We start from the raw sequence: 23,386 nt of genomic DNA, 5'->3' as shown, positions 1-23,386 counted from the left end.
GGGCCCCCTGCGTGGGTGGGTTGCCGGGTGCGGCCGTCGCTACTTTGAGGGCGGGAGGTCGCGCTCCTGCCCCGCGACACGCCTGCTCATGGACCTCTACAGCGCCGCCAGGCGGATGGCCCGCCCCTTCCGGTTCACCAACCCGGCGTCCTACCGGGAGGTCCCCCTGGCGGGCCGCGGGGTGATTGGCGATGGAAGCTCCTGCGCGCTCGTCCGGCCGGACGGCGTCATCGACTGGCTCTGCTTCCCCCGCTTCGACAGCCCGAGCGTCTTCGCGGGCATCCTCGATGACGAGAAGGGTGGCATCACCGGCATCACCCCCGTGGTGTGGCCCTTCGAGAGCCTGCAGCGCTACGACCCGGACACCAACGTCCTGGAGACGCTGTTCCGCTTCGAGCGCAAGGGGGCCATCCGCATCATCGACTACATGCCGTGGACCAACGACCCGCGCTCCACCGTCCACGAGGTGCACCGGCGCATCGAGTGCCTGGAAGGCCCGGTGGAGCTGAACATCGTCTTCGACCCGCGCTTCGGTTACGGGGCGTCGCGGACGCGGGTGGAGCGGGAGGAGCACGGCCTTGTCGCCCGCGGGTCGGCAGGGGAGCGGCTGGTCGCCGTGCTCAGCGGGGAGGCGGAGTGGCGGCCCTGCGAGGCGCTGCGCGGCCAGCCCTGCCGGGGAGACACGGGCCTCCAGACGCGCATCCGGATGGGGCCGGGCGAGCGGCGCTGGATGATCCTGTCGTGGGATTCCGACCGGCCGGAGCCGCTCGCCGCGTACCGGCCCTTCGACCACCTGCGGGATACGCGCCAGGCCTGGCGCGAGTGGGCGCAACAGCTCCACTACGAAGGGCCGTGGCGGCACCACGTGCTGCGCTCCGCGCTGGCGCTGAAGCTGCTGATGTACGGCCCCACGGGCGCGATGGTGGCCGCGCCCACCACCTCGCTCCCCGAGTGGATTGGCGGGCCTCGCAACTGGGACTACCGCTTCAGCTGGGTCCGCGACTCCGCGATGGCGGTGCGCGCCACCAACCTCCTCGGCTTCCAGAGTGAGTCGCGCGAGTTCTTCTATTTCATACGCGACACGTTGCAGCGCGGTGACCCGCTTCAGGTGATGTACACGCTGGACGGGGCCTCCGTGCCGCCGGAGCGGGAGCTGGACCACCTGGCCGGCTTCCAGGGCTCGCGGCCGGTGCGGCTGGGGAACGACGCGAGGGACCAATTCCAGTTCGACACCGCGGGCGCGCTGCTCGACGCGGCGTACCTTTATGAGCGCTCCGGCGGGAAGCTGCCGCTGCGCACCTGGAGGCTGCTCCGTTCGGTCATCCAGACCACCGCCCGCCGCTGGAGCGAGCCCGACCACGGCATCTGGGAGCCGCGCCGGGAGATGCGGCACAACGTCCACTCGAAGCTCATGGGGTGGCTGGCCCTGCGCCGGGGGCAGCACCTGGCACGGCTCTTCGGGGAGACGGCGCTGGAGCAGTCCAGTGCCGCCCTGGCGGACGTCATCCGGGCGGACATCCTGCGCAACGGCGTGGATCCGGCGCGCAAGCACTTCGTCGGAGTCTATGGAGGGAACGAACCGGACGCCGCGCTGCTGCTGCTGCCCATCGTGGGCTGCTTCCGGGGAACGGATCCGTTCATCCTGAGGACGCTCGACTGGCTGCGCGCGGAGCTGGGCGCGGGACCGTTCTTGCGCCGGTACCGGATGGATGACGGGGTCGGGGGGCCGGAGGGAGGCTTCATCCTCTGCGGCTTCTGGCTGGCGGAGGCGCTGACGCTGGCCAATCGCATCCAGGAGGCCGAGGACGTCTTCGTCGCGCACGCGGAGGCGTCGAACCACCTGGGACTGCTGGCGGAGGAGATCCACCCGCTGACGCGCGAGCAGTTGGGAAACTTCCCACAGGCCTTCAGCCACCTCGGCCTCATCAGCGCCGCCGCGCGCATCGACCGCGCGCTCAGGCTCCGGGACGAAGGGCAGTCGGAGCCCCCGCACCTCCTGGAGCCCGAGCCGCCATCCATTGAGTGACCCCGTGCTTCCTCGACACGGAAGCATCTGGCGGAACAGCGACATCGGCCACGCACCACCGTGCGGGAGCGCGTGGGCGAGAGGGCCCCTGAGCGCCTGGCGCAAGGGGTCCACAGCGAGCTGGGGAACGGCCCCCACCCTCCGCAGGCGTGACGCGGTCATCTCCGGAGGCAGGCGCGGAACACGGGGGCCCGCTTCCTCACACCGCGAGGCCTTGTCCCCGGGCGGCCACGTCCTCAGCGTCTCCCAAGGAGGGCACTCAGCCCCCTGGGAGACAAAGCCATGAGAACAGGACGCGGTACCCACTTCGGATTCACCCTGCTCGCCGGAATGATGCTGCTCGCCGCGGGCTGCGCCTCGACGAGCGTAGGCAAGAGCTGGAAGAGCCCGGCGCTCGCCCAGCATCCCCCTGTCAAGAAGGTCGTCGTCGTGGCGGTGGTGCCGAGCGAAGCCACCCGGCAGCAGCTTGAGCAGGAGCTGTCGGCGAAGCTGTCGGCGGAGGGTGTCCAGGCCGTCAAGAGTTCCGACGTCCTCCCTGCGGGAGCGAAGCCCGACAAGGACTCGATCCGGAGCGCCATCCAGGGACAGGGGTACGACGGCATCCTGGTGGCTCGCTTCGCGGGGGTCCATGAAGACGTCAACGTCAATCCCGCCATGTCCTACTACGACTACTTCGGTGCCTACGGTTCAATGGACACCGTGACGGAGGAGGCGCGGATGCAGGTCAGTCTCTTCGACGCCCGGGGCGAGAACGGACAACTGCTGTGGAGCACGAACACCAAGACCTACGAGTCCTCGGACGTGCAGAAGGAGGTCCCGGGTCTCGCGGATGCCATCGTCAAGCGCATGGCCAAGGACGACGTGGTGGGGAGCGCGAGCTGACGCCTTCCGTGGCCTCCCCTCAGCCCGCGTCGCGGCCGCATGGCATGAACCGCAGGAGCCCGTGTTGAAGGGGTTCCTGCGGTCGTCAAAGGTCCGCAGGTAGGTCTCCACCCCCGAGTTGGAGAGGTCGCTCGGCACGGCGGTGCTGGGCACACGCGGGCTCGGGGTATCGGTGACGCTCGCGCTCGACGGTGCCTCGGCCCCGGGTTGCTGGGAACCCGTCTGACCCGCGCGAGACCTGAAACCCAATCAACGCCTCATGCCTCCCGGGTGGAGGTTTCGGACGCTTCGCGGCCCCGCGGGGCAGTAACCGCTTTGAGTCAGAAAGCGTTACTTCACTGGGAAGGCCGCGCCAGCGTTGCTTCCCGGCTTCCGGCCGAAGCTGGAAGTGCCACCCCCGGGGGAACCCATGTCGCTGAAGCTCCTGTCGCGGACGGTCGCGTCCGCCTGCGTGCTGTTCCTGCTGTCGGCGTGCCGGAGCGCGGGCGATCCCGTACCGCCACCCGGTGACACACCCTGCCGTGGCACCGCGTCCGTGCAGACACCGGTGCGCGAGAAGTTCCTCACGGTCGCGAAGCCGGTCCCCGGTGAGTACGTCGTCGTGCTCAATGAGCCCCGGGAAGGGGACGCCGCGCTGGCGCCGGTGGTGGTCGCGCGGAGCCTGACCGAGCGCTTCGGCGGCAAGGCCTTCCACGTGTACGCGCACGCGCTGCGGGGCTTTGCCGCGCGCATGAACGAGAAGCAGGCCCGTGCCATGTCCGCCGCGCCCGAGGTGGAGTACGTGCAACAGAATGGCGTGGTGACGCTGGACGAGAGCCAGTCCGATGCGACGTGGGGGATTGACCGCATCGACCAGCGCGACCTGCCGCTCAATCAGCTCTACCTGTACCAGACGCAGGGCCGGGGCGTGCACGTGTACGTCATCGACACGGGCCTGCGCCCCACGCACCAGGAGTTCGCCGGGCGGGCGGACATCGCCTTCGATGCCGTCGGCGACGGCCGCAACGGCGTGGACTGCAACGGCCATGGCACCCACGTGTCCGCCACGGTGGGCGGCAGGGTGTATGGCATTGCCAAGAGCGCGTCGCTGCACGCCGTGCGCGTGCTGAACTGCGAGGGCTCCGGGACGACGGCGGGCGTGGTGGCGGGCGTGGACTGGGTGACCGAGCACCACCAGTCCCCGGCGGTGGCCAACATGAGCCTGGGCGGCGGGGAGGACGCGGCGCTCGACGAGGCCGTGCGCCGCTCCATCGCGTCAGGCGTGACGTATGTGCTGGCGGCGGGCAACGAGAACCAGGACGCGTGCACGCGCTCTCCCGCGCGCACCGCCGAGGCCATTACCGTGGGTGCCACCAACAGCGTGGACCGGCGGGCGTCCTTCTCCAACCATGGCGACTGCGTGGACGTCTTCGCGCCCGGCGAGGGCATCCTCTCGGCCTGGGCCAGCGATGACACGGCGACCCGAACGGTGAGCGGCACGTCCATGGCCACCCCGCATGTCACCGGCATCGTCGCGCTCTTCCTGGAGGCCCATCCCGCCTCCGCGCCGCAGGAGGTCAGCACCGCCATGACGGGCAACGCCACGCCGGACAAGGTGGCCAACCCCGGGCACTGCTCACCGAACCGGATGGCCTATTCGGGCTTCATCTCACCCATGCGAGCCCCCACCGTCCGGAACAGCGGGGAGTAGGCACGTCCTGCGTCCGCGCTCACGGCAGGCGTCCGTGAGCGCGGGCCCTGCTCGCGCGAGGTCCTCTTCAGGAGGCTGGGGCGAATGCTAGACGATGGCGTCGTAGACGCCTCGAAGCTCCGTGAGCCGATTCCTCACCGTCGCCGGCCTGGTGAGCTGCCGGGCGCGGACCACGATGGAGATGTCGGCGTCGTTGGCCCGGCAGTCGTCACCGCAATGATGCCCCACCGCATGCTCGTCATGGGCGCGCAGTTCGTAGAGCACACTGTCACCATAGGCTTGTGAGAGCCGGGTATAGCCCTGGGTCCGGACGGCGGGGGATGCGTCGAAGATCCGGTTGACGGCGCCGATGGCGTTGCCGTTCGAGATCTCCGCCTTGCCCCTGAGCACCTTGTCGGCTTGAAGCTCCAGGAGCAGGCCGTTGCCCCCCGGGTTGGCCCAGGACTCAGAGAGCGTCACCGTGCCATCATGGTTCATGCACAGCATGAACGAGTGCCCGTCCGCCTGGGCGGTGCACCTGAAATGCAAGAGATAGAGCTTGTTGCGATCCGACAACAATTGCACGGCGAGGGCCCGGGCTTGTTCGCGAAGGACGGGGCCCCTGCCTCCCGCCTTGTAGGTGGCGTGCTTGCGGCCCAGGACGTTGATCATCCCGGCCGCCGTGGCATGGCAGATGGCCAGGCCGCCCACTCGACGACCATCGAGCGACGCCGCCTTCGCGTCCCCTACGACGTCCCGGCTCCCCTCGGAGACCCGCTCCAGCGGATCCGCGAAGACCGCCCGCCTGCTGGAGTTCCACCCATCACCGTCGTCGATGTTGGCGGGGTCGCCGGCGTTGTTGATGATCAACTGCGCCCGCCCCGCGAGTTGCTTGGCGGTCAGCACCCCTCGATTTCCATTGAGTTCGGCCATGACGACATCAATGGCCTTCGCGCCATTCCAGTCGTTCCGGGTGGAAACCGCATCCTGCCTGTTGATGGCCGCCGTTGTCTGGCAATGCCCCCTCAACCTGAGCGCCGCCGCGTGCAGGCGTTGAAGCTGGGCCTTTGGCTTGGTGACCATCTCGATGTTCAACAGGACATCAATGACAGCGACCTCGTCATTGAAATTGAACCGGGCCGTCGAGCGATCCGCGAGGGCGTTCACACAGTCGGCACAGATATCAATGAGGTCTTGCCCCAGCGCCCTCGCGGCATCGCGCTTGTAGACATGGCTTCCGCCAAACCCCAGGAAGTTCTTCGCTGTCTCCTGGGGAAGCGCGTTCCGGGCAGCGCGCAGCTCGGTCAAGACCGCCTTGAAGTCGAGAAGAGTGGCCATGCCCTGAATAGACTTGAATCATCCGTTTCCAGTCAAGACATGGATACCCCAATAAAACATACGACCCGCGAGGTGTGTTTCGACGGATGTCATTTCCTCCCGGGTCGGTCATTGCAGAGGAGGCTCACGCCGCCAGGAACTCGCGCGCCGCCGGCTCCGGGTCCACGTACGTCGCCACCCGAGACACGAGCCCCCTGCCGGGCGGGCTCACGCCTGGGGCGGTGGCGGCTGAAGCCCCAGCAGGGCCTTGCCGAGGAAGTCGCGGATCACCGCTGGAGACCAGGCCATCAGCGGGCCGCTCATGGCATCGCGCAGGTAGCGCTCGATGGGGAGGCTCCGCATGTAGCCCGAGCCTCCGGCGAGCTCCATGGCCGCGGTGGTGATGGCCACGGCGGCCTCATTGGCCACGACCTTGGCTTGCATCTGCAGCACGGGGAAGTCCGGCTCGCGCTGATCCGTGGCGATGGCCGCGCGCATGGCCAGCGCCCGCGCCGCCTCCAGACGGAGGCTCATCTCCGCCACCGAGAACTGCACCCACTGCATCTCCGCGATGGCCCGGTTCTCCGGAGGCAGCTTGCGCTCCCTGGCGTAGGGGATGGCGAAGGCCAGCGCCGCCTCGGCGATGCCAATGGAGATCCACGGCAGACCCAGGGCGATGGGATTGGGCTGGGAGGGATCCAACCGCAGCCGCCGGGACTCCGGCAGCAGCGTGTCCTGGAAGTGCAGCAGCTGGCTGCGCGTGGCCCGCATGCCCAGGGTGTCCCAGACATCCTCCACCCGGATGGAGTCGTCCTTGTCGATGAGGAAGAAGGCGGGCTGGCCATCACACACGGCATTGGTGAGCAGGTAGCTGGCCCGCTCGCTGCCTGACACGAAGCGCTTGGCCCCGGACAGGCGCCAGCCGCCCTCGGCGCGGCGGGCCTCCTGGTGAGGCATGAGGAACATGTTGCCGCTGGTGGGCTCGGACAGGGCGTTGCCGAACCAAGCTCCCTGGCGGAACCTGTCGTGGAACGAGGCCACCAGCGCGGGCTCCGGCAGGGCCAGGAAGGCGAGCCCCGAGCCCTGGTGCATCAGCCAGAGCGTCCCGAAGGAGGCGCTGCCCCGGCTCAGGATGCTGACGACGCGCCCGAAGGTCAGCCAGGAGGCGCCCTCCAGCAGCGCGGTGTTCAGCGGGGATCGGGCCATGGCCTCGAAGCCCTCGTCAGGCAGGGAGGTCTCCCGGTCATGCCGCGCGGCCTGCTCGGCCAGCAGCCGCTGGATCCGCTCCGCTTCGGCCAGGCAGTCCGCATCGCTCATCGTTCGTTGGAGTTGTGGCATGGAGGCGTCAGACATTAGCCCACGCCCATGGGTCAGAGCAGCCCGTCCAGGATGAGTCCACGGCGCTGGTAGTCCTGCATCTGCGCGCCGTCGTGGGCCACCACCGGGTGCAGCTCGGGCGCGGTGCGTCGCAGGTCGTGCAGCCACCGCAGCTGGTGCGCCATCGCCTGCGCGTCCTCGCCGCCCAGCCAGTTCGTGAGCCGCGGGTGCATCCTCGGGATCTGGATGTTGTCCTGGTGCCAGGCCACGTCGCCGACGAGCAGGAGCTCGCGTCCGTCGGCGAGCCGCACGTACACCAGCTGGGTGCCGGGCGTGTGGCCCGGGGCCTTGATGAGGACCACGCCGGGGCGCAGCAGGTGCAGGCGCTCGTACTGGAGCGGCGTGAGCCGGGCGCGCAGCTCCGCGGTGAAGCCGGCTTCCTGCGCGAGCGGGCTTCGCAGCTGTTCGTCCGTGAGGTGGACCTTGCTCGCCACCTCGTCCAGGTGTGCCGAGTGCGCGATGCCCGCGCAGTGGTCGAAGTGCTCGTGGGTGACGACCGTCGCGTCCGCGCGGCGCAGCGCCTCCTGGACCCGGGTGTAGGCCGCGGCGTCGAACTCCGAGCCGGGGAACTGGGCCTGCTGCGTCTTCTCGTCGCTCACGACGTCCACCAGCACCGTGCGGCCGTCGGCATAGACGACCTGGTACGCGTAGAAGTCGAAGGTGACCTCTCCGAAGCCGCTGCCGGCCACCACGAGCGCCCGCGGCACTCCGGAGGCCCGGCCCACGTGCTGGCTGCGCACTTCGGTGGGGAGCGGCGCGCCGGTGGAGACGGCCAGGGCCCGGATGGCGCCCAGGTCGGCGTCGAAGCGCGAGGTGTCCGGCACGCTCACGTCGCTCAGTCCCACGGCCGCGACGACGACCAACACCAGCAACAGGGCCGCGACAACCATGCCCACGCGACGCCACAGGGTCCGCTTCATGGCCGGCATCTTGCCGATTCCCGCCGTCGCCTTGCGTGAAATTCCCGCGGTGTGCGCACCTGCGATTCAACAAGGTGCCGTGGAGGGCGGCTTGAGGGTGCTGGCGTCCCCCGTCAGTCGACGAGGGGCCGGTTGAGTTCCGTGCGCCACGTCTTCGGGTCCGGCCCCGACTCCGGGCCCGCGACGTAGACCTCCCAGAGGTCCTGGGCCGGCTGGAGCCCCTGCTGCTTCATCCAGCCCTCGAACTCGCCCCAGGCCGGGCCCATGCCCTCGTAGGGGCCCTGGTAGACGGTGCGCACGACCTTCATCGCGGGCCAGTGGCCAGGCTTGACGCGGCCCGCGGCCTTGACCGGCGTCGTGACGGGGATGCCGATCTCGAAGTCGAATTCGTCGGGAGTGATGCGCAGGTGGTGCGTGAACCACGGTCCCGCGGGCTTGATGCCCTGCCCGGCGACCGTGGCCATCAGCTCGGAGATGCCCGGCCCCATGACCTGCTGGATTCCGGCGCGGGGAACGGTCACGTGGATGAGCGCGGTGAGCTGCGCTTCCGTCTGGAGGATTCGCGGGGTGTCAATCATTGTCAGTTCCTTGTCGTGAGGGGTCTTCAATTCGGATGAAAGCAGTTGCTCGAGCGTGTCGTAGCCCGTGGCCACGCCCCCATCCATGGGCGAGCGCAGCACCTCGTCGCGGGCCTCCTTCGACTCGAAGCGCAGCGTGCTCGTGAGCGTCGTCTTCCCGCCCTCCTCGATGAGCAACAATGTGTTCAGCGCCTCGCCCGTGTACCAGGCGTCGTCGAACCGCTCGGTGTTCACCAGCCGCTCGGGCGACACGATTTCGCGGAAGACCCCGCTCACGCCCATGTCCTTGCGGTCCGGTCCCCGCCACACATAGCGGTAGGCGCCGCCCACCCGCAGGTCGATGTCGCAGACCGCCATCCACCAGCCCCGGTGCACTCCGAGCCAGCGCTTGAGCAGCTCCGGCTTCGTGTGCGCGTCGAAGACCATGCGGCGGGGCGCGTTGAAGACCCGCGTCATCGTCAGTTCAAGCTCGTTCGGGGTGGAGACCGTCAGCTTTCCCATGTTCCTCATGGCTGTTTCTTCCTCTTGCGGGGAGTGGGGGGGCGCGCCTCCTGCGCCTTCAGGTCCTCGAGCATGGCGTCCAGCGCCTGGTAGTTCTCCTCCCAGAACTGGCGGTAGCGCTCCAACCACCCGGTGGCCTCCGCGAGCGGCGCGGCTTCGAGCCGGCGGGGCCTGCGCTGCGCATCCCGGCCCCGTGAAATCAGACCGGCACGCTCCAGCACCTTGAGGTGCTTCGAGATGGCGGGCTGGCTCATGGCGAACGGTTCGGCCAGCTCGCTCACCGAGGCTTCGCCCGACGCGAGCCGGGCCAGGATGGCCCTGCGCGTGGGATCCGCGAGCGCGGCGAAGGTGGCGTCGAGGCGCCCCGGGGAGGGGATTTCATAACCGGAAGGTTCCATAGCCTTCAGGTTATATAGTCTCGTGGTGTCCCTGAGGCAAGGCCGGATCCATTCGAGGCCGTCGTGGTGGGTTTTCGCGTGATAGAGGTCCAAGGAAGCGAGCTGGGCCGGACGGACCTCCGCGCGGCGGCCGCGATGTGTGTCATTGCCTCCAGGAGCTCCCTTGCCCCCGACGCCCCCGTCCGCCCTGGTGACAGGAACCGAGTACGAACGCCTGCTCTCCAGCCTTCGTCTGAAGAGTCCCTGGGCGCTCGAAGGTCACACCCCGGCGGAGGTGCGGGAGGACGCCGGGGCGCAGGCCGCCCGCGTGCAGGGCGGCAGGGTCGACCATGGACCGTGGCGGTCGGTGGTGGACGTCATCGTCGCGCAGTGCCGGCGGCATGCCGCCCGCGTCGCGCTCTCGGATGGGGCCTCTGAAATCACCTATGCGCGGCTGGAGGAGCGGACCCGCGCCCTGGCCGCCCACCTGCGGGCCCGGGGCATCGGGCGCGGAGACGTGGTCGCGGTGGTGCTGGAGCGGGGCGCGGCCTTCGTCGAGCTCGCCATCGCCGTCTGGCGTGCGGGGGCGGCCTACCTGCCCCTGGCGCCGTCACACCCCCAGGCGTGGCGCGAGGACATCGTCCGCAGGGCCGGCGCGGTGCTCGTGGTGGGCTCGCCAGCCAGCGAGGTGCCGGGGGTGCCCTTCCTGGAGACGGGGGCCGGCGTGGGCCCTGGCGCGGCGGACGTGGAGGACACGGCGCTGGTCCCGGAGGATCTCGCGTACATCATCTGCACGTCGGGTTCGACGGGCGAGCCCAAGCTGGTGATGACCGAGCATCGCGGGGTCTCCAACCTCCTCCATGCGCAGCGGGACTTCCTGGGCGCGTTGGGGCCGGACACGCGGGTGCTGCAGTTCTTCCACCCGTCGTTCGACGCATCCCTGTTCGACCTGCTGATGGCGCTGCCCAACGGAGGCCGGCTGGAGACGCTGGATGCGTCGCCGCTCTCCGGAGAGCCGCTGGCCCACGTGCTGGTGGACCGGCGCATCACCCACGCGGTGCTGCCCGCGACGGTCCTGCGCACGCTGCAACCGGGCGGCTTCCCCGACCTCCAGGTGGTGATGAGCACCGGGGACGTGTGCCTTCCGGAGACGGCCCGGCAGTGGGGAGCGCACCACCGCTTCGTCAACGGCTACGGCCCGACAGAGGTGACGGTGGCCAGCACGCTCCAGGAGGTGCACGCCGTGGAGGCGGAGCGCGTGCCCATTGGCCGCCCCCTCTCCAACGGCCACGTGGTCATCCTCGACGAGCACCTGCGCCCGGTCCCCGACGGGGTGACGGGTGAGCTGTGCATTGGCGGGGAGGGGGTCGGGCGTGGGTATCTGGGACGGAGCGCCCTCACCGCCGAGCGGTTCATTCCGGACGCCTTCGGTCCGGTGCCGGGACGGCGGCTGTACCGCAGCGGCGACCTGGGCCGGTGGTTGCCGGACGGCACGCTGGAGTTCCTGGGCCGGCGCGACGACCAGGTGAAGATTCGCGGGGCGCGCATCGAGCTGGGCCAGGTGGAAGCGGCCCTGGCCGCGCTGCCGGACGTGCGGGACGCGGTCGCCCTCATCGACGACACGCGGGAGCGGCTGCTGGGCTACGTGATGCCTGTCACCGGAGCGGCCCTGTCCGGCGACGCGGTGCGCGCGGAGCTTCGCCGCCGGCTGCCCGGCTACCTGGTGCCAGATGTCGTGGTCGTGGTGGAGGCCTGGCCCCTGAACACCAGCGGCAAGGTGGACCGGGCGCGGCTGCCCAGGCCTCCACGCGCGGAGCGCACGGGCTACCAGCCGCCGGAGTCGCCCGGCGAAGTGGCGCTGGCGGCAATCGCCGCGGCGCTGCTCGGGATGGAGCGGGTGGGGCGCGATGACAACCTGTTCGAGCTGGGAGGGCACTCGTTGTTCGCCACCCAGCTCGTGGCCCGGGTGCGCCGCGTGCTGGGCGCGCAGCTGGAATTGAGCGCCGTGCTCCAGGCCCCCACGGTGGCCAAGCTCGCGGCCGGCTTGAAGGAGGCGCGGGGTGGGGTGGACCTGGGGCCTCGGGGAGGCGCGGCGGGGATGGCCCTCGCGCCTTCGTTTGGACAGGAGCGCGTGTGGCTGATGCACAAGCTCAACCCGGACGCGCGGGCCTACCACACGCAGGCGGTGTTCCGGCTGGCGGGCGCGCTGGACCACGCCGCGCTGAACGCGAGCCTCACCGACATCGTGCGGCGGCACGACGTGATGCGCACCCGCTTCCCTGAAGTGGATGGGGAGCTGCGGTGTGAGCTGGAGGCACCGTGGGAGGTGGAGGTCCCCCTCCAGGACTTCAGCGGCGTGGATGAAGCGCTGCTGGCCACCCAGGTGGCGGAGGCGGTCCGGGCCGCGGTGCAGGCCCCGTTCGCGCTCGCCGAAGGCCGGCCCTTCCGCTGGCGGCTCTTGCGCCTGGGCGCGGAGGAGCACGTCTTCGTGCACGTCGAACACCACATCGTGCACGACGGCTGGTCCTTCAACGTCTTCGTGCGGGACCTGCTCAACGGCTACGCCGAATGCGTCCGCCACGGCCAGGTGCGGCGCCCCGCGCTGGCGGTGCAGTACTACGACTACGCGCGCTGGCAGCGGGAGTGGGTGGGGACCGAGGCCGCCGCGGCGCAGCGCCGCTTCTGGCGTCAGGAATTGGAAGGCGCGGAGACCCGGCTCCAGCTACCTCGCCGCGCGGCTCCCGGGGGGAGGCGGTTTCGAGGGGTGGCGCCGCGGGTGGAGCTGGATGGCGACCTCGCGCGCCGCCTCCAGGCCCTGGCGGACCGCAACCACACGTCCCTCTTCACCACGCTCCTCTCCGCGTACTTCGTCCTCCTGCACCGGTACACCGGCTCCCGGGATCTGCTTGTCGGCTCGTCGGTCGCCAACCGGCGCTGGCAGGACACCGAGGGCATGCTGGGCATGTTCATCAACACGGTCGTGCTGCGGGGCCGGCTGGACGGGGACCCTTCGTTCGAGGAGTTCCTGGCGCGGATGCGGCGCACCACGCTGGCGGTCTATGACCACCAGGAGCTGCCCTATGAGCAGATCTTCGCGGAGTCGCCCGCGCGGCATCAGGGTGGTTTCAATCCGTTGATGCAGACGATGTTCAACTTCCACGACTCGTCGGTGGGCACGCTCGACGCGTCACCGCTGGACGTCACCATCGTGGAGGGTCTGGGCAACGGCTCGGCCAAGTTCGAGCTGGCCGTCGTCGCGGTGCCGCTCTACTCCGAACCGGGACACATCCAACGGCTGGCCGGGGACGTGGTGAGCATTCCCCGCTCGGAGGCCCCCGTGCGCTCCAGTCCCCGCGCTTCCCTGAGCGGCATCCTGCTCTCGTGGGAGTTCGACTCCGACCTCTTCGAGGACTTCTTCATCACCGGCATGTTGTCCGCGTACCAGCAGCTGCTGCGCTCCATCACCGACGCGCCGGACACCCGCGTGTCCAGGCTGTCGTTGTTGAACGACGCGGACCGGCGCGCACTCGTCAGCGTGGGCCCACGACAGAGCGCCCCCACGTACCGGGTGCCCGACATGTTCGCCTGGTGGACCCGCCGCGCGCCTGATGCCCCCGCCGTGAAGTCCGGCGACTCCGTGCTGACCTATGGCGGGCTGACGCGCCGGGCGGAGCACCTGGCGCACCACCTGCGCGGCCTGGGGGTCGGCCGTGAATCGCTGGTGGGGGTGTGCATCCCCCGTTCGGCGGAGCTGGTCGTGGCCCAGCTGGGAATCCTCATGGCGGGGGCGGCCTTCCTGTCGCTGGATCCGAAGGCGCCTCCGGTCTACCTGGCGTCGCTCGTCCAGGATGCCGGGGCCCACGCCCTGGTCACCACGGCGGAGCTGGCGGACCGGCTCACCGGCCTTCCCACCGTCGTGCTGGAGGAGCTGCCCCCGGTGTCATCCGGGCCGCCGCTGCCGGAAGGAAGTCCGTCGGACCTCGCCTACGTCCTCTACACGTCCGGGTCGACGGGCAAACCCAAGGGCGTTCAAATCGAGCACCGCTCGGTCGTGTCCCTCCTGCACCGGACCGCCCTGGCCGAGGACCTGGGCCCGGGCAAGACGATGCTGGCGATGGCGTCGGTCTCCTTCGATGTCTCGGTGCTGGAGGTCTGGGGCGCGCTGCTCAACGGCGCCGCGGTCCACTTCCTGCCGCCGGTCTGGGACGTGCCGGCGCTGGCCCGGTGCCTCATCGACCACCGCATCACGCATGCGGTGATTCCCCCCGTGGTGTTGCCCCGGTTGGCGGCCGAAGCCCCGGAGGCCTTCGCCGCCCTGGACCGGGTCGTGGTGGGCGGGGAGGTCTTTCCCCCGGAGGCGTTCCGCACGCTTCAGCGAGGAGGCTTCACGAAGCTGACGAATGCCTACGGCCCCACGGAGATCACCGTCATGGCCAGCGCCCACAAGCTTGACGAAGGGCATGATCCCGAAGCCACGAACGTGCCCATCGGCCGGGCGCTGTTCAATGCCCATGTCGTCGTGCTCGACGCGCGCGGGCAGGTGGCGCCGCCGGGAGCCGTGGGGGAGATCTGCATCGGTGGAGACGGCGTCGCGCGGGGGTACCGCGGCAGGCCGGAGCTCACCGCCGAGCGGTTCGTACCGGATCCGTTCGCGGTGCATCCGGGCGCGCGGCTCTACCGCAGCGGGGACCTGGGCCGGTGGCTTCCGGGGGGCATCATCGAGTTCCTGGGCCGCCGCGATGAGCAGGTGAAGGTCCGGGGCTTCCGGGTGGAGCTGGCGGAGGTGCGCGCCGCCCTGGCCGGGCATCCCGGCGTGGCGGACACCCTCGCGGTCATCGACTCGCGCGGGGAGGAGCCCCGCCTGGTGGGCTATGTCGTGGCCGAGGCGGGAGTGCCGGTGTCCGCGCAGGCCGTGCGCGAGGACCTGATGCGCAGGCTGCCGGGGCATCTGGTGCCCTCGGAGGTCGTGGTCCTGGAGGCGTGGCCGTTGACCCCGCACGGAAAGGTGGACCGCTCGCGGCTGCCCACCACGGCCTGGCGGAATCCGGATGCGCCCTTCACGGCGCCAAGGACCGAAGCCGAGGTCCGCATCGCGGCGGTGGTCGCCGAACTGCTGGGCGTGACCCGGGTGGATGTCCACGAGAGCCTGCTCGCGCTGGGCATGCATTCGTTGCAGGCGATGCGGCTGGCCTCGCGGCTGGGCCGGATGGTGGGCCGGGAGGTCGGGCTCGCCACCATCCTGATGGGGCCCACCGTCGCGCAACTGGCCGACGCGCTCAGCGTGGCGCCGGCCGCCCCCACCACCATCAAGCGGCTGCCGCGCGCATGACGGCCGCGTTCCCGATGTCCTTCGCCCAGCAGCGGCTGTGCTTCCTGCACCGGATGGACCCCACCGGCGCGGCCCACGCCACGGTCCGTTGCCACCGCGTGACGGGCCCCCTGGACCTGCGCGCCCTGCGGGAGGCCCTGGACGCGCTGGTGGCCCGGCACGAACCGCTGCGGACCGTCTTCCCGCTGGGGGCGCACCAGCACGTGTCGCCGGACGGGCAGGCACACGTGCACGTCGTGGACGTGGCGACCGAGTCCGAGGCCCTGGGCCACGCGCGAGTGGAGGCGGCCCGTCCGTTCGATCTGGAGCACGGACCGCTGCTGCGGCTCACGGTGTTGAGGCTGGAGCCCCGGACGCACTTCCTCGTCTTCGCGGTGCACCTGCTCGCGGCGGATGGCGGGTCGCTCCAGGTCTTCTCCGAGGACCTGGCCCTGGCCTACCGCGCGGCCGTGCTGCGCGAACCCACCGGCCTGTCCGAGCTGCCCGTGCAGTACGTGGACTGGGCCGCGTGGCAGCGCGAGCAGCTCACCGCTTCACGGCGCGAAGCGCTGTCGCGCTGGTGGAGGGAGCGGCTGTCGGGGGCCGCCTTCTTCCTGGACCTCGTCACCCCGCGTCCCGCGCTGGGCCGGGGACGTCGCGCGCATCGCGTGCTGCCCGCCGCCATCACCCGGTCCGTGCACGCACTCGCGAGCGCTGAGCGTCAGACGGTGTTCACGGTGCTGGCCGCCGCATGCGGCCTCGTGCTTGGGCACCCTGCGGGCCGTGAACGGGTGCTGCTGGGGCTGGCCGTGGCCAACCGGGACCTGCCCGAGGTCGAGCGCGTGCTCGGGTTCTTCGTCAACACCGTCGTGCTGGAAGTGGACCTGCGCGGCGACCCGGACTTCCGCGAGCTGCTCACGAGGGTGGCCACGTCCACGGCGGCTGCGTACGCGCACAAGGACCTGCCCTTCGAGCAGCTCGTCGAGGACCTGTCCCCACCGAGAGACGCCACGCGGTCGCCCGTGGTCCAGGTGAACTTCGCCTACCATCCGCCCCACACGGCGGGAGCGCTGGTCCTGCACGGCTGCGAGGTGACGGAGCTGCTGTTGGATCTCCCCACCGCGAAGTTCGAGCTCACCCTGCGGGTCGAGGAGCGCTCCGACGGCCTGTGCACCCTCTGGGCTGAGTTCGATGAGAGTCTTTTCGACCTCGCGTTCATCGAACGTCTGCTGTCGGCCTACGAGGAACTCCTGCGGACCGTGGACCCCGGTGCACGGGCGTCGAGCCTGCGTCCCGCCCGGACCGCGACGGAAGAACACCTCGCCCGCATCTTCGCCGGCGTGCTGAAGGTCGCTTCGGTCGGCCCGTACGACGACTTCTTCCGGCTCGGCGGCCATTCCCTTCAGTTGGTCGAAGTCGCTGCCCGGGTCCGGACCGAAATGGGCCAGGACCTCGGATTGCGTGAGCTGTATCAGCATCCCACCGTGGCGGGCGCCGCCGCCCTGCTTGAACGCACAGGAGCCTCCCGATGAGCATTTCCTATCCGTTGCCCAAGGATTGGCAGCATCCGTTGGATCCTCCCCCCGACTACAAGCGGTTGAGGCAGGAGGCCCCGGTGTGTCCCGTGCGGATGTTCGACGGCAACACGCCGTGGTTGGTCAGCCGCTACCAGGACGTGCTCGCGGTGCTGAGCGATCCCCGGATGGTCGGGGACTCCACGCTACCGAGCTACCCGCACATCTCCGCCTCCTCCATGGCCCGGCAGGGGCGGCCCCTGCCTTTCTTCCTTCGCCCTGACGCGGAGTACCGGGTGCAACGGGCCATGCTCGTGCAGGAGTTCCTGCCCCGGCGGATGGAGGTCCTGCGGCCGCGAATCCAGCGCACCGTGGATGAGGCACTGGATGCGATGCTGGCAGGCCCGCGTCCGGTGGACCTGATGACCGCGTTCGCGCTGCCCGTCGCCCTGCGCATCATCTGCGACCTGCTCGGTGTGCCCCATGACGGCGCGGAGCGCCTGCACGTCCTCAGCCGGACGGTCGGCTCCCGCGCCTCGTCACGCGAGGAGGCGCTGGCGGCCCTGGTCGGACTGGATGAGGTCTTCCTGGAGCTGGTGGAGGCGAACCTGCGCGAGCCCACGGATACGCTCATCGGGCGCGTCGTGGCCGAGCAGGTGGCGACGGGCAAGCTGAGCGGCCCGGATGCCGCCTCCATGTTCCATTCGCTGTTCTACGCGGGGCACGGTCCGCCCGCGTACATGTTTGGCCTGGGCACGCTGGCGCTGCTGCTCAACCCTGGGGAGCTGGCGAAGTTCCGCGACATGGAGGACCCCACCGCCATCACCGCGGCCGTCCAGGAGCTCCTGCGCTTCGTCAACGTCTCCCACCTGGGCCGGCAACGCGTCGCCACGGTGGATGTCACCATCGGTGGCCAGCTCATCCGCGCGGGGGAGGGAATCCTCGCGCAGCCGGATTCCGCCAACCGCGACGAGACGGTCTTCAACGAACCGGACCGGCTGGATCTCCACCGTGAGGTGCACCGCCACTTCGCCTTCGGCCATGGCCTCCACCTGTGCACGGGGCGGGCGCTGTCCCTCATCGAGTTCGAGGTGGTGTTCAAGACGCTCTTCCAGCGCATCCCCACGCTGCGGCTGGCCGTGCCACCGGAGGAGGTCCGCTTCAAGAAGGATGAGAACCTGCTCGGCGTCCAAGAGCTGCCCATTGCCTGGTAGTCCGCTGCATCAATCGAGCGCATCTTGTGATTCGATGCCGCTCAACCCCTCAAGGAGAGACACGCCATGAAGAGTTTCCTGGGTGTGCTGACGGTGCTGGTCGTCCCGGTGCTGGTGGCCTGTGGTGGATTGGAACCTGTCGAGGCGCCGGAGCTGGAGCAGCAGTCGAGCGCCCTCGTCACGTGCTCACAGACCTGTTCGAATGGCTCGACGGTGTCTTGTGAGGGGAACACCTGTTCGGTGCAGGCGGACTCCGTCGAGTGCGACGGCTTCTACACCATCTGCCTGCCCTCCACTCCCCTCTGTGGGCTGAACAATCGCTGCAGCAAGCTCGCGGGGACCCCGTGTTCGCCCGTTGGCGGGTCGCGGAGTTGCTGTCTGCCGGGCCACCCCAATCCCAATTGCTTCTGTACGCCCCTGGGCGTCTGGGCCTGCAGCGCATTGTGACGTGCCAGCGCGGCGGCGGGCTACAAGAGCCCGCCGCGCGCATCAGGGGTCCAGGGCCTCGAAGCGACAGTCCATGTCGCCCAGCACCGTCCCCGGCGACGTGAAGAAGTCCGCCCAGAACTCGAGCGCGTAGGTGGTGCTCTGGGGCGCGGTGAAGACACCCCGCCAGCGCACCTCCTCCCGCTCCTCCAGGGTGGACGCCTGGACCGCCCCCTTCGCGTCGAGGAAGGCCACATCCGGCCGGTGCTTCGCGCCCGACACCTTCCAGGGGCAGTCGAGCTGGTAGCGCCGTCCAGCGATGGCCTGGAACGTGTAGACGTCGTGGTCGATGGCGCTGGCGATCCGGAAGGACAGCGTCTGGGGGCCGTCCGGGATGGGCGTCGCCGTGTCCAGGGTGTCCCCGTGGTCGTCCATGCCCTGGTCTTCCACCTGGAGCGTGTAGTTCCCCGTCACGTACTTCGCTTCAAGCGCGGGCGTGCCCTTCATCTCCAAGAAGTGCGTCGCCTGGGACGCCTTGAAGGACGTCGAGGTGGGGAGGCCCGCGGAAGCGGGATGGGTGCCGAACGGGCCCCCCGGCGCCGCATCCCGGAGCGCGCCCTGCTGCTGCCCCGTGAGGGCGAAGGACACCCGGTAGTGGTGCCCGGGCTGGACGGAGAGGGCGAAGACGTCCCGGTCCCCGAGCACCTCGATCTTCCCCTGCACGGACGCGGTGCCCGCCGGGACCGGGGTGGCGGCTTCCGGGGTGTCCCCGTGGTCCTCCCGCCCCAGGTCGTTCAGCACGCAGGTGTAGGGACGGGACGGCTCGAAGACGGAGTTGGCCTGGATGGAGGCGTAGTAGGTGCCCCCCAGGGATTTGATGCGGGCTTCGCCTTCGGTCTCCCGGTCGTTGGCGTCATACGCGAGGCCGTAGGCCTGCTCCTGGCCGTTGAGGATCCGCAGCTCCCAGGAGGGGTTCGGGAAGGCGCAGCCGAGCGCGTAGACGTGGTCCACGGCGGTCTCGAACGACAGCAGGTCCCGCTCGCGCCAGTGCTCGCCGTAGCCCGTGAAGGGCTTCTCCGATGGCGTCCAGGGCGTCGCCCGGAGGAGCAGGTCCCCGTGGTCGTCCGGTCCGCAGTCCACCAGGCGGAACTGGAACGGCACGCGGGGGTGGCTGTTGAGCGGGAGCAGATAGAACGTGTGCACGGCGCCGCGCTTGAGCCCGGACCAGTGCCGCGGGCTGGGGGGATAGCTGGTGCTGTCGCTGTACTGGTCGGCGGAGTCGAGCCGCGTGCCCGCGGCATCCCGCAGGACCACCGAGTAGCCCAGGCTCCCCGGTTCCACCGTGAGGTCGTAGTGCCGGCATCCCCCGGCGACGAAGGCGAAGAACACCGGCACGCCCCCTCCGGGCGGCCAGGTGACGGTGTGCACTTCGTCCGAGGGGGTCAGCAGCGTGGCGCCATCCGGCACGCCCGCGTCACCCGGGTCCCCGGCCGTCCCGTCGTCCGCGCAGGTGACGCTCCCCGCGTCCGGCTCCGGCTCACTCCCCGCATCCGGACCGGCGTCCACGCCCGCATCCGTCCCCGCATCCGTGCCGGCGTCGAGCACGACTGGCGGAGGCTCCGGCGTGGAATCACATCCCGCACCGAGGACGAGCCCACCGGACAGGACGAGGACAGACCGCCACCGCTGCTTCACGTTCATGACAGGGGCTCCTGGAATGGGCATGTCAGGGGGCCAGGACCTCGAAGAGGACCGTGTGGTCGATGAGGTTCTCTCGCAGGTAGGCGGTCTCCTGGAAGTAGTAGGTCCCCGCCGTGGGCAGGGTGAACTCCTTCACCCAGCGCGATCCGACGTGCTGCCCGGGTGCCCGGATGGAGCGCCCCTGCGCATCGTAGAGCGTTGAGAACAGCTGCTCCCCGGTCGACGTGTCCCTCCAGTCGCCGCTGAGGCGATAGTGCCCCCCGGCGACGGCCTGGAAGGAGAGGTAGTCCTCGTCGATGAAGTCAGAGATGTGCACGGTGACGGTCTGCGACGGTCCGGTCAGCGGCGTCGCGGTCTGCCGCGTGTCGCCGTGGTCGTCCAGGCCCAGGTCCTCGAACCGGAGCGTGTAGGGGGCGGACGTCCACCGCGCCCGCACGACCCGATCCCCCTGCACCCCCACGTAGTGGGAGGTCCCGGCCGTCTTGAAGGCCAGGACGATGTCGTCGAACCCGTCGAACTCGCCGCCCGGCGCCGCCGCGAGGACCCGGCAGTCGGGCGGCGTGGCGCTGGGGACGCAGGTCGCGCGGTAGTGGTGTCCGGGCTGGACGCCCAGCGCGAAGACGTCGAGGTCCGTACGGAAGTCGAGCCGTCCCTCGACGGACGTCGTCCCTTGGGCGAGCGCGGTCGCGGTCTCCATGCGCTCACCGTGGTCCTCCGCTCCTTCGTCCTTCAGCCGGCACTGGTAGGCGGAAGGGGACGGGGCCACCTGGGCGTTGTTGGCCTGGACGATGGCGAAGGACCGCTCCGCTGGGGCCTTGAAGGCCGTGGAGGCCCGCAGCTCCGTGAAGTTCGCGCCGTTCACCTCGCCGACGGTGTAGTTCAGGACCGGATCGAGGAAGGACAGCCACCAGCCCCGGTTCGCGAAGTCGCAGTCCATCGAATAGACGTGGCCCGCGACGGTGGAGAACGAGAACACGTCGCGCTCCCCCGGGTGCTCGCCCTGCCCCATCAAGGGCTGCTCCGAGGGGAGCCAGGGGGAGGCCGTGGTGAGCAGGTCCCCGTGAGCGTCCGGCCCTTGATCCACCAGGCGGAAGACCAGGTCCCGGGGGAACTCGAACGGCTCCGTCGAGACCTCCAGCGTGTAGAAGCCCTCCCGGGTGAACCCCGACCAGTGCGTGGTCAGGGGCGGAATCGCGACGCCGCCTTCCCGGCGTTCGAGGACGGCTCCGGACGGGTCCTTCAACGTCATGACGATCCACCGCTGGTACTCCTCGATGAGGAAGTCGTAGTGCCGCCCGGCCTGTCCCAGGAAGGCGAAGCGGAGCGTGACCTGGGGGTCCGTCCACGCCACGGTGCGAACGCGCGTCGCGGACGGGCGCAGGAACGTGTGGCCCTCCGGAACGCCCGGCGGCGGGGGCCCCTCGGGCGTCCCGTCGTCCGGGCCCGCATCGGCCCCCGCGTCCGTGCCGTCGTCCGGGCCCGCGTCGCCTCCCGCATCCACGCTCGGGCCCGCATCCATGCTCGGGCCCGCGTCCGGCAGGGGAGGCGGCCCATCCGGAGTGGACTCGCACCCCGAGCCCATGATCAGACACCAAGAGACGAGAAAGGCAGACAGCGAACGTGGTTTCAAAGACATCTCATGGGCTCCCGGGACGGGGCACCCTAGCCGAAGAGCGCCTGGGGTTGCCACCGACGCCTTGTCAGACGTCAAGACGGCAGGCAGGCGTCGCGACTGACGCCGCGTGGATCCGCGCGCGGGCTCGGGGGTTGGCCCCGCGGTCCTCGCGAGGACTGCCCCAGGCTGTGGGCGCCCAGGTGGGTCTGCCCCTGCGTCCCATGGGTTTCTGTCCTGGGGCGCCACCACCTTGGGAGCGCTTCGCGACACGCCGCTGAAACAGGCGGCGGCGCTGCTCACCGGACCGGAGACAAATAGATGCCTCCCCACAGGCTTCTGAATTCGGACACACGTAAGAAGGAAGGGGGAGGAGGGCGAGCGATTCTGGCGCACTTGCGGCTGCCCCCGGCGGGCACTCCGCATGGCTGCCTACTTGAGCGGGTGTACAAGCAGCAGGAAGAACTTGTCTTGTCGTGGGTCGGCACTCCGCGGCCGTCGCACGCCTGGGGGCGGCCCGCCACGTACGGGCGGTGCTCATCCTCACAGCCAGAAGAAGTCATCGCCGCTGGTCAAGGCCTTCTCCAGGAACTCCCCGAACGACGTCGCGATGACCTTCGTATGGGCCGGATCTGGAAACGTCCCGTGGTACCCGTCGCGCATGGGGTAGGGGCCCCGGCGTTGCGCCACGTCGACCAGGACGAAGTCCGTGTCCTGAAGGTCCACGAGTGCGTACCAGTCTGGCGGCCCGTTGGCGTCCTCGTCGCGCCCCTGGATTGCCACCCGTCCGCGGCGCACTTGGGCAAGGGGAAGGATCCAGAAGTTGGTGTCTGGCCAGGGCTTGAATAGCGCGGCTCCGTCGCAGTGTATGTAGAAGGCGCGAAGGTCCTCATCAAGCTTCCAGCCCACGCGTTCCTCAAACGCGGCGAGCTGCGCGGGCGTCGCAGGCGGGTTTGGGAAGTGGTGCTGGGTGAGCTCTGCCAACAGGCGCTGAATGTTCGTGGGCATGGTGGTGCGCTCAATCCGCGTACGGTCGCTCAGGTCCGGGCGTCAGCCACTTCCCTCCCGGCGCGTAGCAGGCAGGGTACTCGGCGTTGATGACGGTGTGCACCTCATCCGGAACGGGGAGGATGTTCCCAGGAGCCGTTGGATCTCCTCCATGGAGAAAGTCCCGCAGGTGGTGGCCGGGCCACGCACGCCCCGCCGTGTTCGGCCAGGTGCCAAGCTCCTTCGCCCACTCCTCACGGAAGCGGATGCGTGAGCGCGACCACACCTTCCGCAGACTTTCCGGGTCGGCAACCGTCGGGTAGTCGCAGCAGCAGTGGGTAATGGCGAGGCGGCCCCCGGCCTCCGCGGGCAGGAAGAGGTAACGCCCCTGCCAGTCCCCCTTGATGTCGGCCAGCCACATGCAGCCCATGAGCGGGTAGCCCTGCGCCGCGCACTTCGACTCGCACCGGGACAGGAACGCGGCGCTGCACTGCCATGGCCCGTAGTAGATGGTCGTGCGGAGCTGCCCACCGTCTGGCGTCCTGACGACCGACCCGACCCACTTCGCGCGTGCCGGGCTGCTGCCTCCACTGATGGTGGCCGAGCCACACCCGACAAGAGCGAGGAGCGCGGCGCCCGCAGCGCAGCGGAGGGCGAAAGCGGCTGTCATGGCAATCCATGACAGCACGGCCAAGCTCGATAGGTAAGTCGTCGGGCGCAGCGTACCTTGCTGGGTAGGACGCGCGAGGCGACCTGGGCGCTACTCTTTCTCCGGCCGCGCCCTCGTAGGTGGGCGGCTTGGACAGACGTGTCCCCCCGAAAAATCCCCGGAAAATCATTTCTGGGACGGCGCTGCACGCGCACGGCTCTCCCTTCTGGAACCCCCTCGACCCCCACGTCGAAGCCAGGAGCAGGGACATGAGAGCCATTGACGCCTTCCGCAGTGCCGCCACCCTCATCAAGCCGCAGCCCCCCGC

General features: G+C 69.8%; 16 protein-coding genes. 7 read left to right on the top strand and 9 right to left on the bottom strand.

Annotation, left to right across the window (positions count from 1 at the left end; translation table 11 throughout):
* The 3 genes from D7X32_RS31470 to D7X32_RS31460 form a co-directional block, all read left to right on the top strand.
* On the top strand, window positions 1–2,026 hold a 2,026-nt coding region (locus tag D7X32_RS31470), incomplete at its 5' end, for a glycoside hydrolase family 15 protein (protein WP_244239283.1).
* 282 nt (window positions 2,027–2,308) lie between these two features.
* Window positions 2,309–2,908, top strand: a complete 600-nt coding sequence (locus D7X32_RS31465) for a hypothetical protein (RefSeq protein ID WP_147450339.1) — start codon at window positions 2,309–2,311, stop codon at window positions 2,906–2,908.
* A gap of 409 nt (window positions 2,909–3,317) precedes the next feature.
* Complete coding sequence (locus D7X32_RS31460; protein WP_244239282.1) at window positions 3,318–4,598, top strand: S8 family peptidase; 1,281 nt, start codon at window positions 3,318–3,320, stop codon at window positions 4,596–4,598.
* An 87-nt stretch (window positions 4,599–4,685) separates the two neighbouring features.
* On the opposite strand, the gene D7X32_RS31455 is transcribed toward D7X32_RS31460, so the two are convergent.
* The 5 genes from D7X32_RS31455 to D7X32_RS31430 all read right to left on the bottom strand — a co-directional run bounded on the left by D7X32_RS31455 (window position 4,686) and on the right by D7X32_RS31430 (window position 9,668).
* On the bottom strand, window positions 4,686–5,915 hold the full coding sequence (locus D7X32_RS31455) for a hypothetical protein (protein ID WP_120606264.1): 1,230 nt from the start codon (window positions 5,913–5,915) through the stop codon (window positions 4,686–4,688).
* 207 nt (window positions 5,916–6,122) lie between these two features.
* A complete protein-coding gene (locus D7X32_RS31450; protein WP_120606263.1) occupies window positions 6,123–7,211 on the bottom strand; it encodes an acyl-CoA dehydrogenase family protein in 1,089 nt (362 codons plus the stop codon).
* Window positions 7,212–7,264: 53 nt separating this feature from the next.
* On the bottom strand, window positions 7,265–8,191 hold the full coding sequence (locus D7X32_RS31445) for an MBL fold metallo-hydrolase (protein ID WP_147450338.1): 927 nt from the start codon (window positions 8,189–8,191) through the stop codon (window positions 7,265–7,267).
* 113 nt (window positions 8,192–8,304) lie between these two features.
* Window positions 8,305–9,279 (bottom strand): SRPBCC domain-containing protein, encoded by a 975-nt coding sequence (locus tag D7X32_RS46325; protein ID WP_208752597.1) that lies wholly within the window; start codon window positions 9,277–9,279, stop codon window positions 8,305–8,307.
* Window positions 9,276–9,668: an ArsR/SmtB family transcription factor gene (locus D7X32_RS31430; RefSeq protein WP_167506534.1), complete on the bottom strand. Its 393-nt coding sequence runs from the start codon at window positions 9,666–9,668 to the stop codon at window positions 9,276–9,278. Before D7X32_RS31430 ends, D7X32_RS46325 begins: the two co-directional genes overlap by 4 nt.
* A gap of 163 nt (window positions 9,669–9,831) precedes the next feature.
* Between D7X32_RS31430 and D7X32_RS31425 the strand changes: the two genes are divergently transcribed.
* The 4 genes from D7X32_RS31425 to D7X32_RS31410 all read left to right on the top strand — a co-directional run bounded on the left by D7X32_RS31425 (window position 9,832) and on the right by D7X32_RS31410 (window position 18,130).
* Window positions 9,832–14,976, top strand: coding sequence for a non-ribosomal peptide synthetase (locus D7X32_RS31425; RefSeq protein ID WP_120606261.1), 5,145 nt, complete (start codon window positions 9,832–9,834; stop codon window positions 14,974–14,976).
* Window positions 14,973–16,487 carry a condensation domain-containing protein gene (locus D7X32_RS31420; protein ID WP_120606260.1) on the top strand — a complete coding sequence of 505 codons (1,515 nt, stop codon included), beginning with the start codon at window positions 14,973–14,975 and terminating at the stop codon, window positions 16,485–16,487. Before D7X32_RS31425 ends, D7X32_RS31420 begins: the two co-directional genes overlap by 4 nt.
* Window positions 16,484–17,683, top strand: a complete 1,200-nt coding sequence (locus D7X32_RS31415) for a cytochrome P450 (protein ID WP_120606259.1) — start codon at window positions 16,484–16,486, stop codon at window positions 17,681–17,683. The genes D7X32_RS31420 and D7X32_RS31415 overlap by 4 nt, the downstream gene beginning before the upstream one ends.
* A 66-nt stretch (window positions 17,684–17,749) precedes the next feature.
* The gene (locus tag D7X32_RS31410; RefSeq protein WP_120606258.1) at window positions 17,750–18,130 is read left to right on the top strand and encodes a hypothetical protein; all 381 of its coding nucleotides are present in this window, start codon (window positions 17,750–17,752) and stop codon (window positions 18,128–18,130) included.
* A 42-nt stretch (window positions 18,131–18,172) separates the two neighbouring features.
* Here the strand turns inward: D7X32_RS31410 and D7X32_RS31405 are convergent, their stop codons facing one another.
* The 4 genes from D7X32_RS31405 to D7X32_RS31390 form a co-directional block, all read right to left on the bottom strand.
* A complete protein-coding gene (locus D7X32_RS31405) occupies window positions 18,173–19,810 on the bottom strand; it encodes a hypothetical protein (RefSeq protein WP_120606257.1) in 1,638 nt (545 codons plus the stop codon).
* Window positions 19,811–19,835: 25 nt separating this feature from the next.
* Entirely contained in the window at window positions 19,836–21,392 is a 1,557-nt protein-coding gene (locus tag D7X32_RS31400) for a hypothetical protein (RefSeq protein WP_120606256.1), read from the bottom strand.
* A 573-nt stretch (window positions 21,393–21,965) separates the two neighbouring features.
* Window positions 21,966–22,430 (bottom strand): SMI1/KNR4 family protein, encoded by a 465-nt coding sequence (locus tag D7X32_RS31395; RefSeq protein ID WP_120606255.1) that lies wholly within the window; start codon window positions 22,428–22,430, stop codon window positions 21,966–21,968.
* 10 nt (window positions 22,431–22,440) lie between these two features.
* The gene (locus D7X32_RS31390) at window positions 22,441–23,079 is read right to left on the bottom strand and encodes a hypothetical protein (protein WP_120606254.1); all 639 of its coding nucleotides are present in this window, start codon (window positions 23,077–23,079) and stop codon (window positions 22,441–22,443) included.
* Window positions 23,080–23,386 lie beyond the last annotated feature (307 nt).

The organism is Corallococcus carmarthensis, from assembly GCF_003611695.1.
GTDB lineage: Bacteria > Myxococcota > Myxococcia > Myxococcales > Myxococcaceae > Corallococcus > Corallococcus carmarthensis.
The sequence above is the reverse complement of the archived record's forward strand: the minus strand, read 5'-3'. Positions and strand labels throughout refer to the sequence as shown.

Excerpts from the sequence above, each read along its gene's own strand:
- D7X32_RS31465 (WP_147450339.1), top strand. The coding sequence starts at position 2,309 with ATGAGAACAGGACGCGGTACCCACTTCGGATTCACCCTGCTCGCCGGA.
- D7X32_RS31460 (WP_244239282.1), top strand. The coding sequence starts at position 3,318 with ATGTCGCTGAAGCTCCTGTCGCGGACGGTCGCGTCCGCCTGCGTGCTG.
- D7X32_RS31455 (WP_120606264.1), bottom strand. The coding sequence starts at position 5,915 with ATGGCCACTCTTCTCGACTTCAAGGCGGTCTTGACCGAGCTGCGCGCT.
- D7X32_RS31450 (WP_120606263.1), bottom strand. The coding sequence starts at position 7,211 with ATGAGCGATGCGGACTGCCTGGCCGAAGCGGAGCGGATCCAGCGGCTG.
- D7X32_RS31445 (WP_147450338.1), bottom strand. The coding sequence starts at position 8,191 with ATGAAGCGGACCCTGTGGCGTCGCGTGGGCATGGTTGTCGCGGCCCTG.
- D7X32_RS46325 (WP_208752597.1), bottom strand. The coding sequence starts at position 9,279 with ATGAGGAACATGGGAAAGCTGACGGTCTCCACCCCGAACGAGCTTGAA.
- D7X32_RS31430 (WP_167506534.1), bottom strand. The coding sequence starts at position 9,668 with ATGGAACCTTCCGGTTATGAAATCCCCTCCCCGGGGCGCCTCGACGCC.
- D7X32_RS31420 (WP_120606260.1), top strand. The coding sequence starts at position 14,973 with ATGACGGCCGCGTTCCCGATGTCCTTCGCCCAGCAGCGGCTGTGCTTC.
- D7X32_RS31415 (WP_120606259.1), top strand. The coding sequence starts at position 16,484 with ATGAGCATTTCCTATCCGTTGCCCAAGGATTGGCAGCATCCGTTGGAT.
- D7X32_RS31410 (WP_120606258.1), top strand. The coding sequence starts at position 17,750 with ATGAAGAGTTTCCTGGGTGTGCTGACGGTGCTGGTCGTCCCGGTGCTG.
- D7X32_RS31405 (WP_120606257.1), bottom strand. The coding sequence starts at position 19,810 with ATGAACGTGAAGCAGCGGTGGCGGTCTGTCCTCGTCCTGTCCGGTGGG.
- D7X32_RS31400 (WP_120606256.1), bottom strand. The coding sequence starts at position 21,392 with ATGGGCTCGGGGTGCGAGTCCACTCCGGATGGGCCGCCTCCCCTGCCG.
- D7X32_RS31395 (WP_120606255.1), bottom strand. The coding sequence starts at position 22,430 with ATGCCCACGAACATTCAGCGCCTGTTGGCAGAGCTCACCCAGCACCAC.
- D7X32_RS31390 (WP_120606254.1), bottom strand. The coding sequence starts at position 23,079 with ATGACAGCCGCTTTCGCCCTCCGCTGCGCTGCGGGCGCCGCGCTCCTC.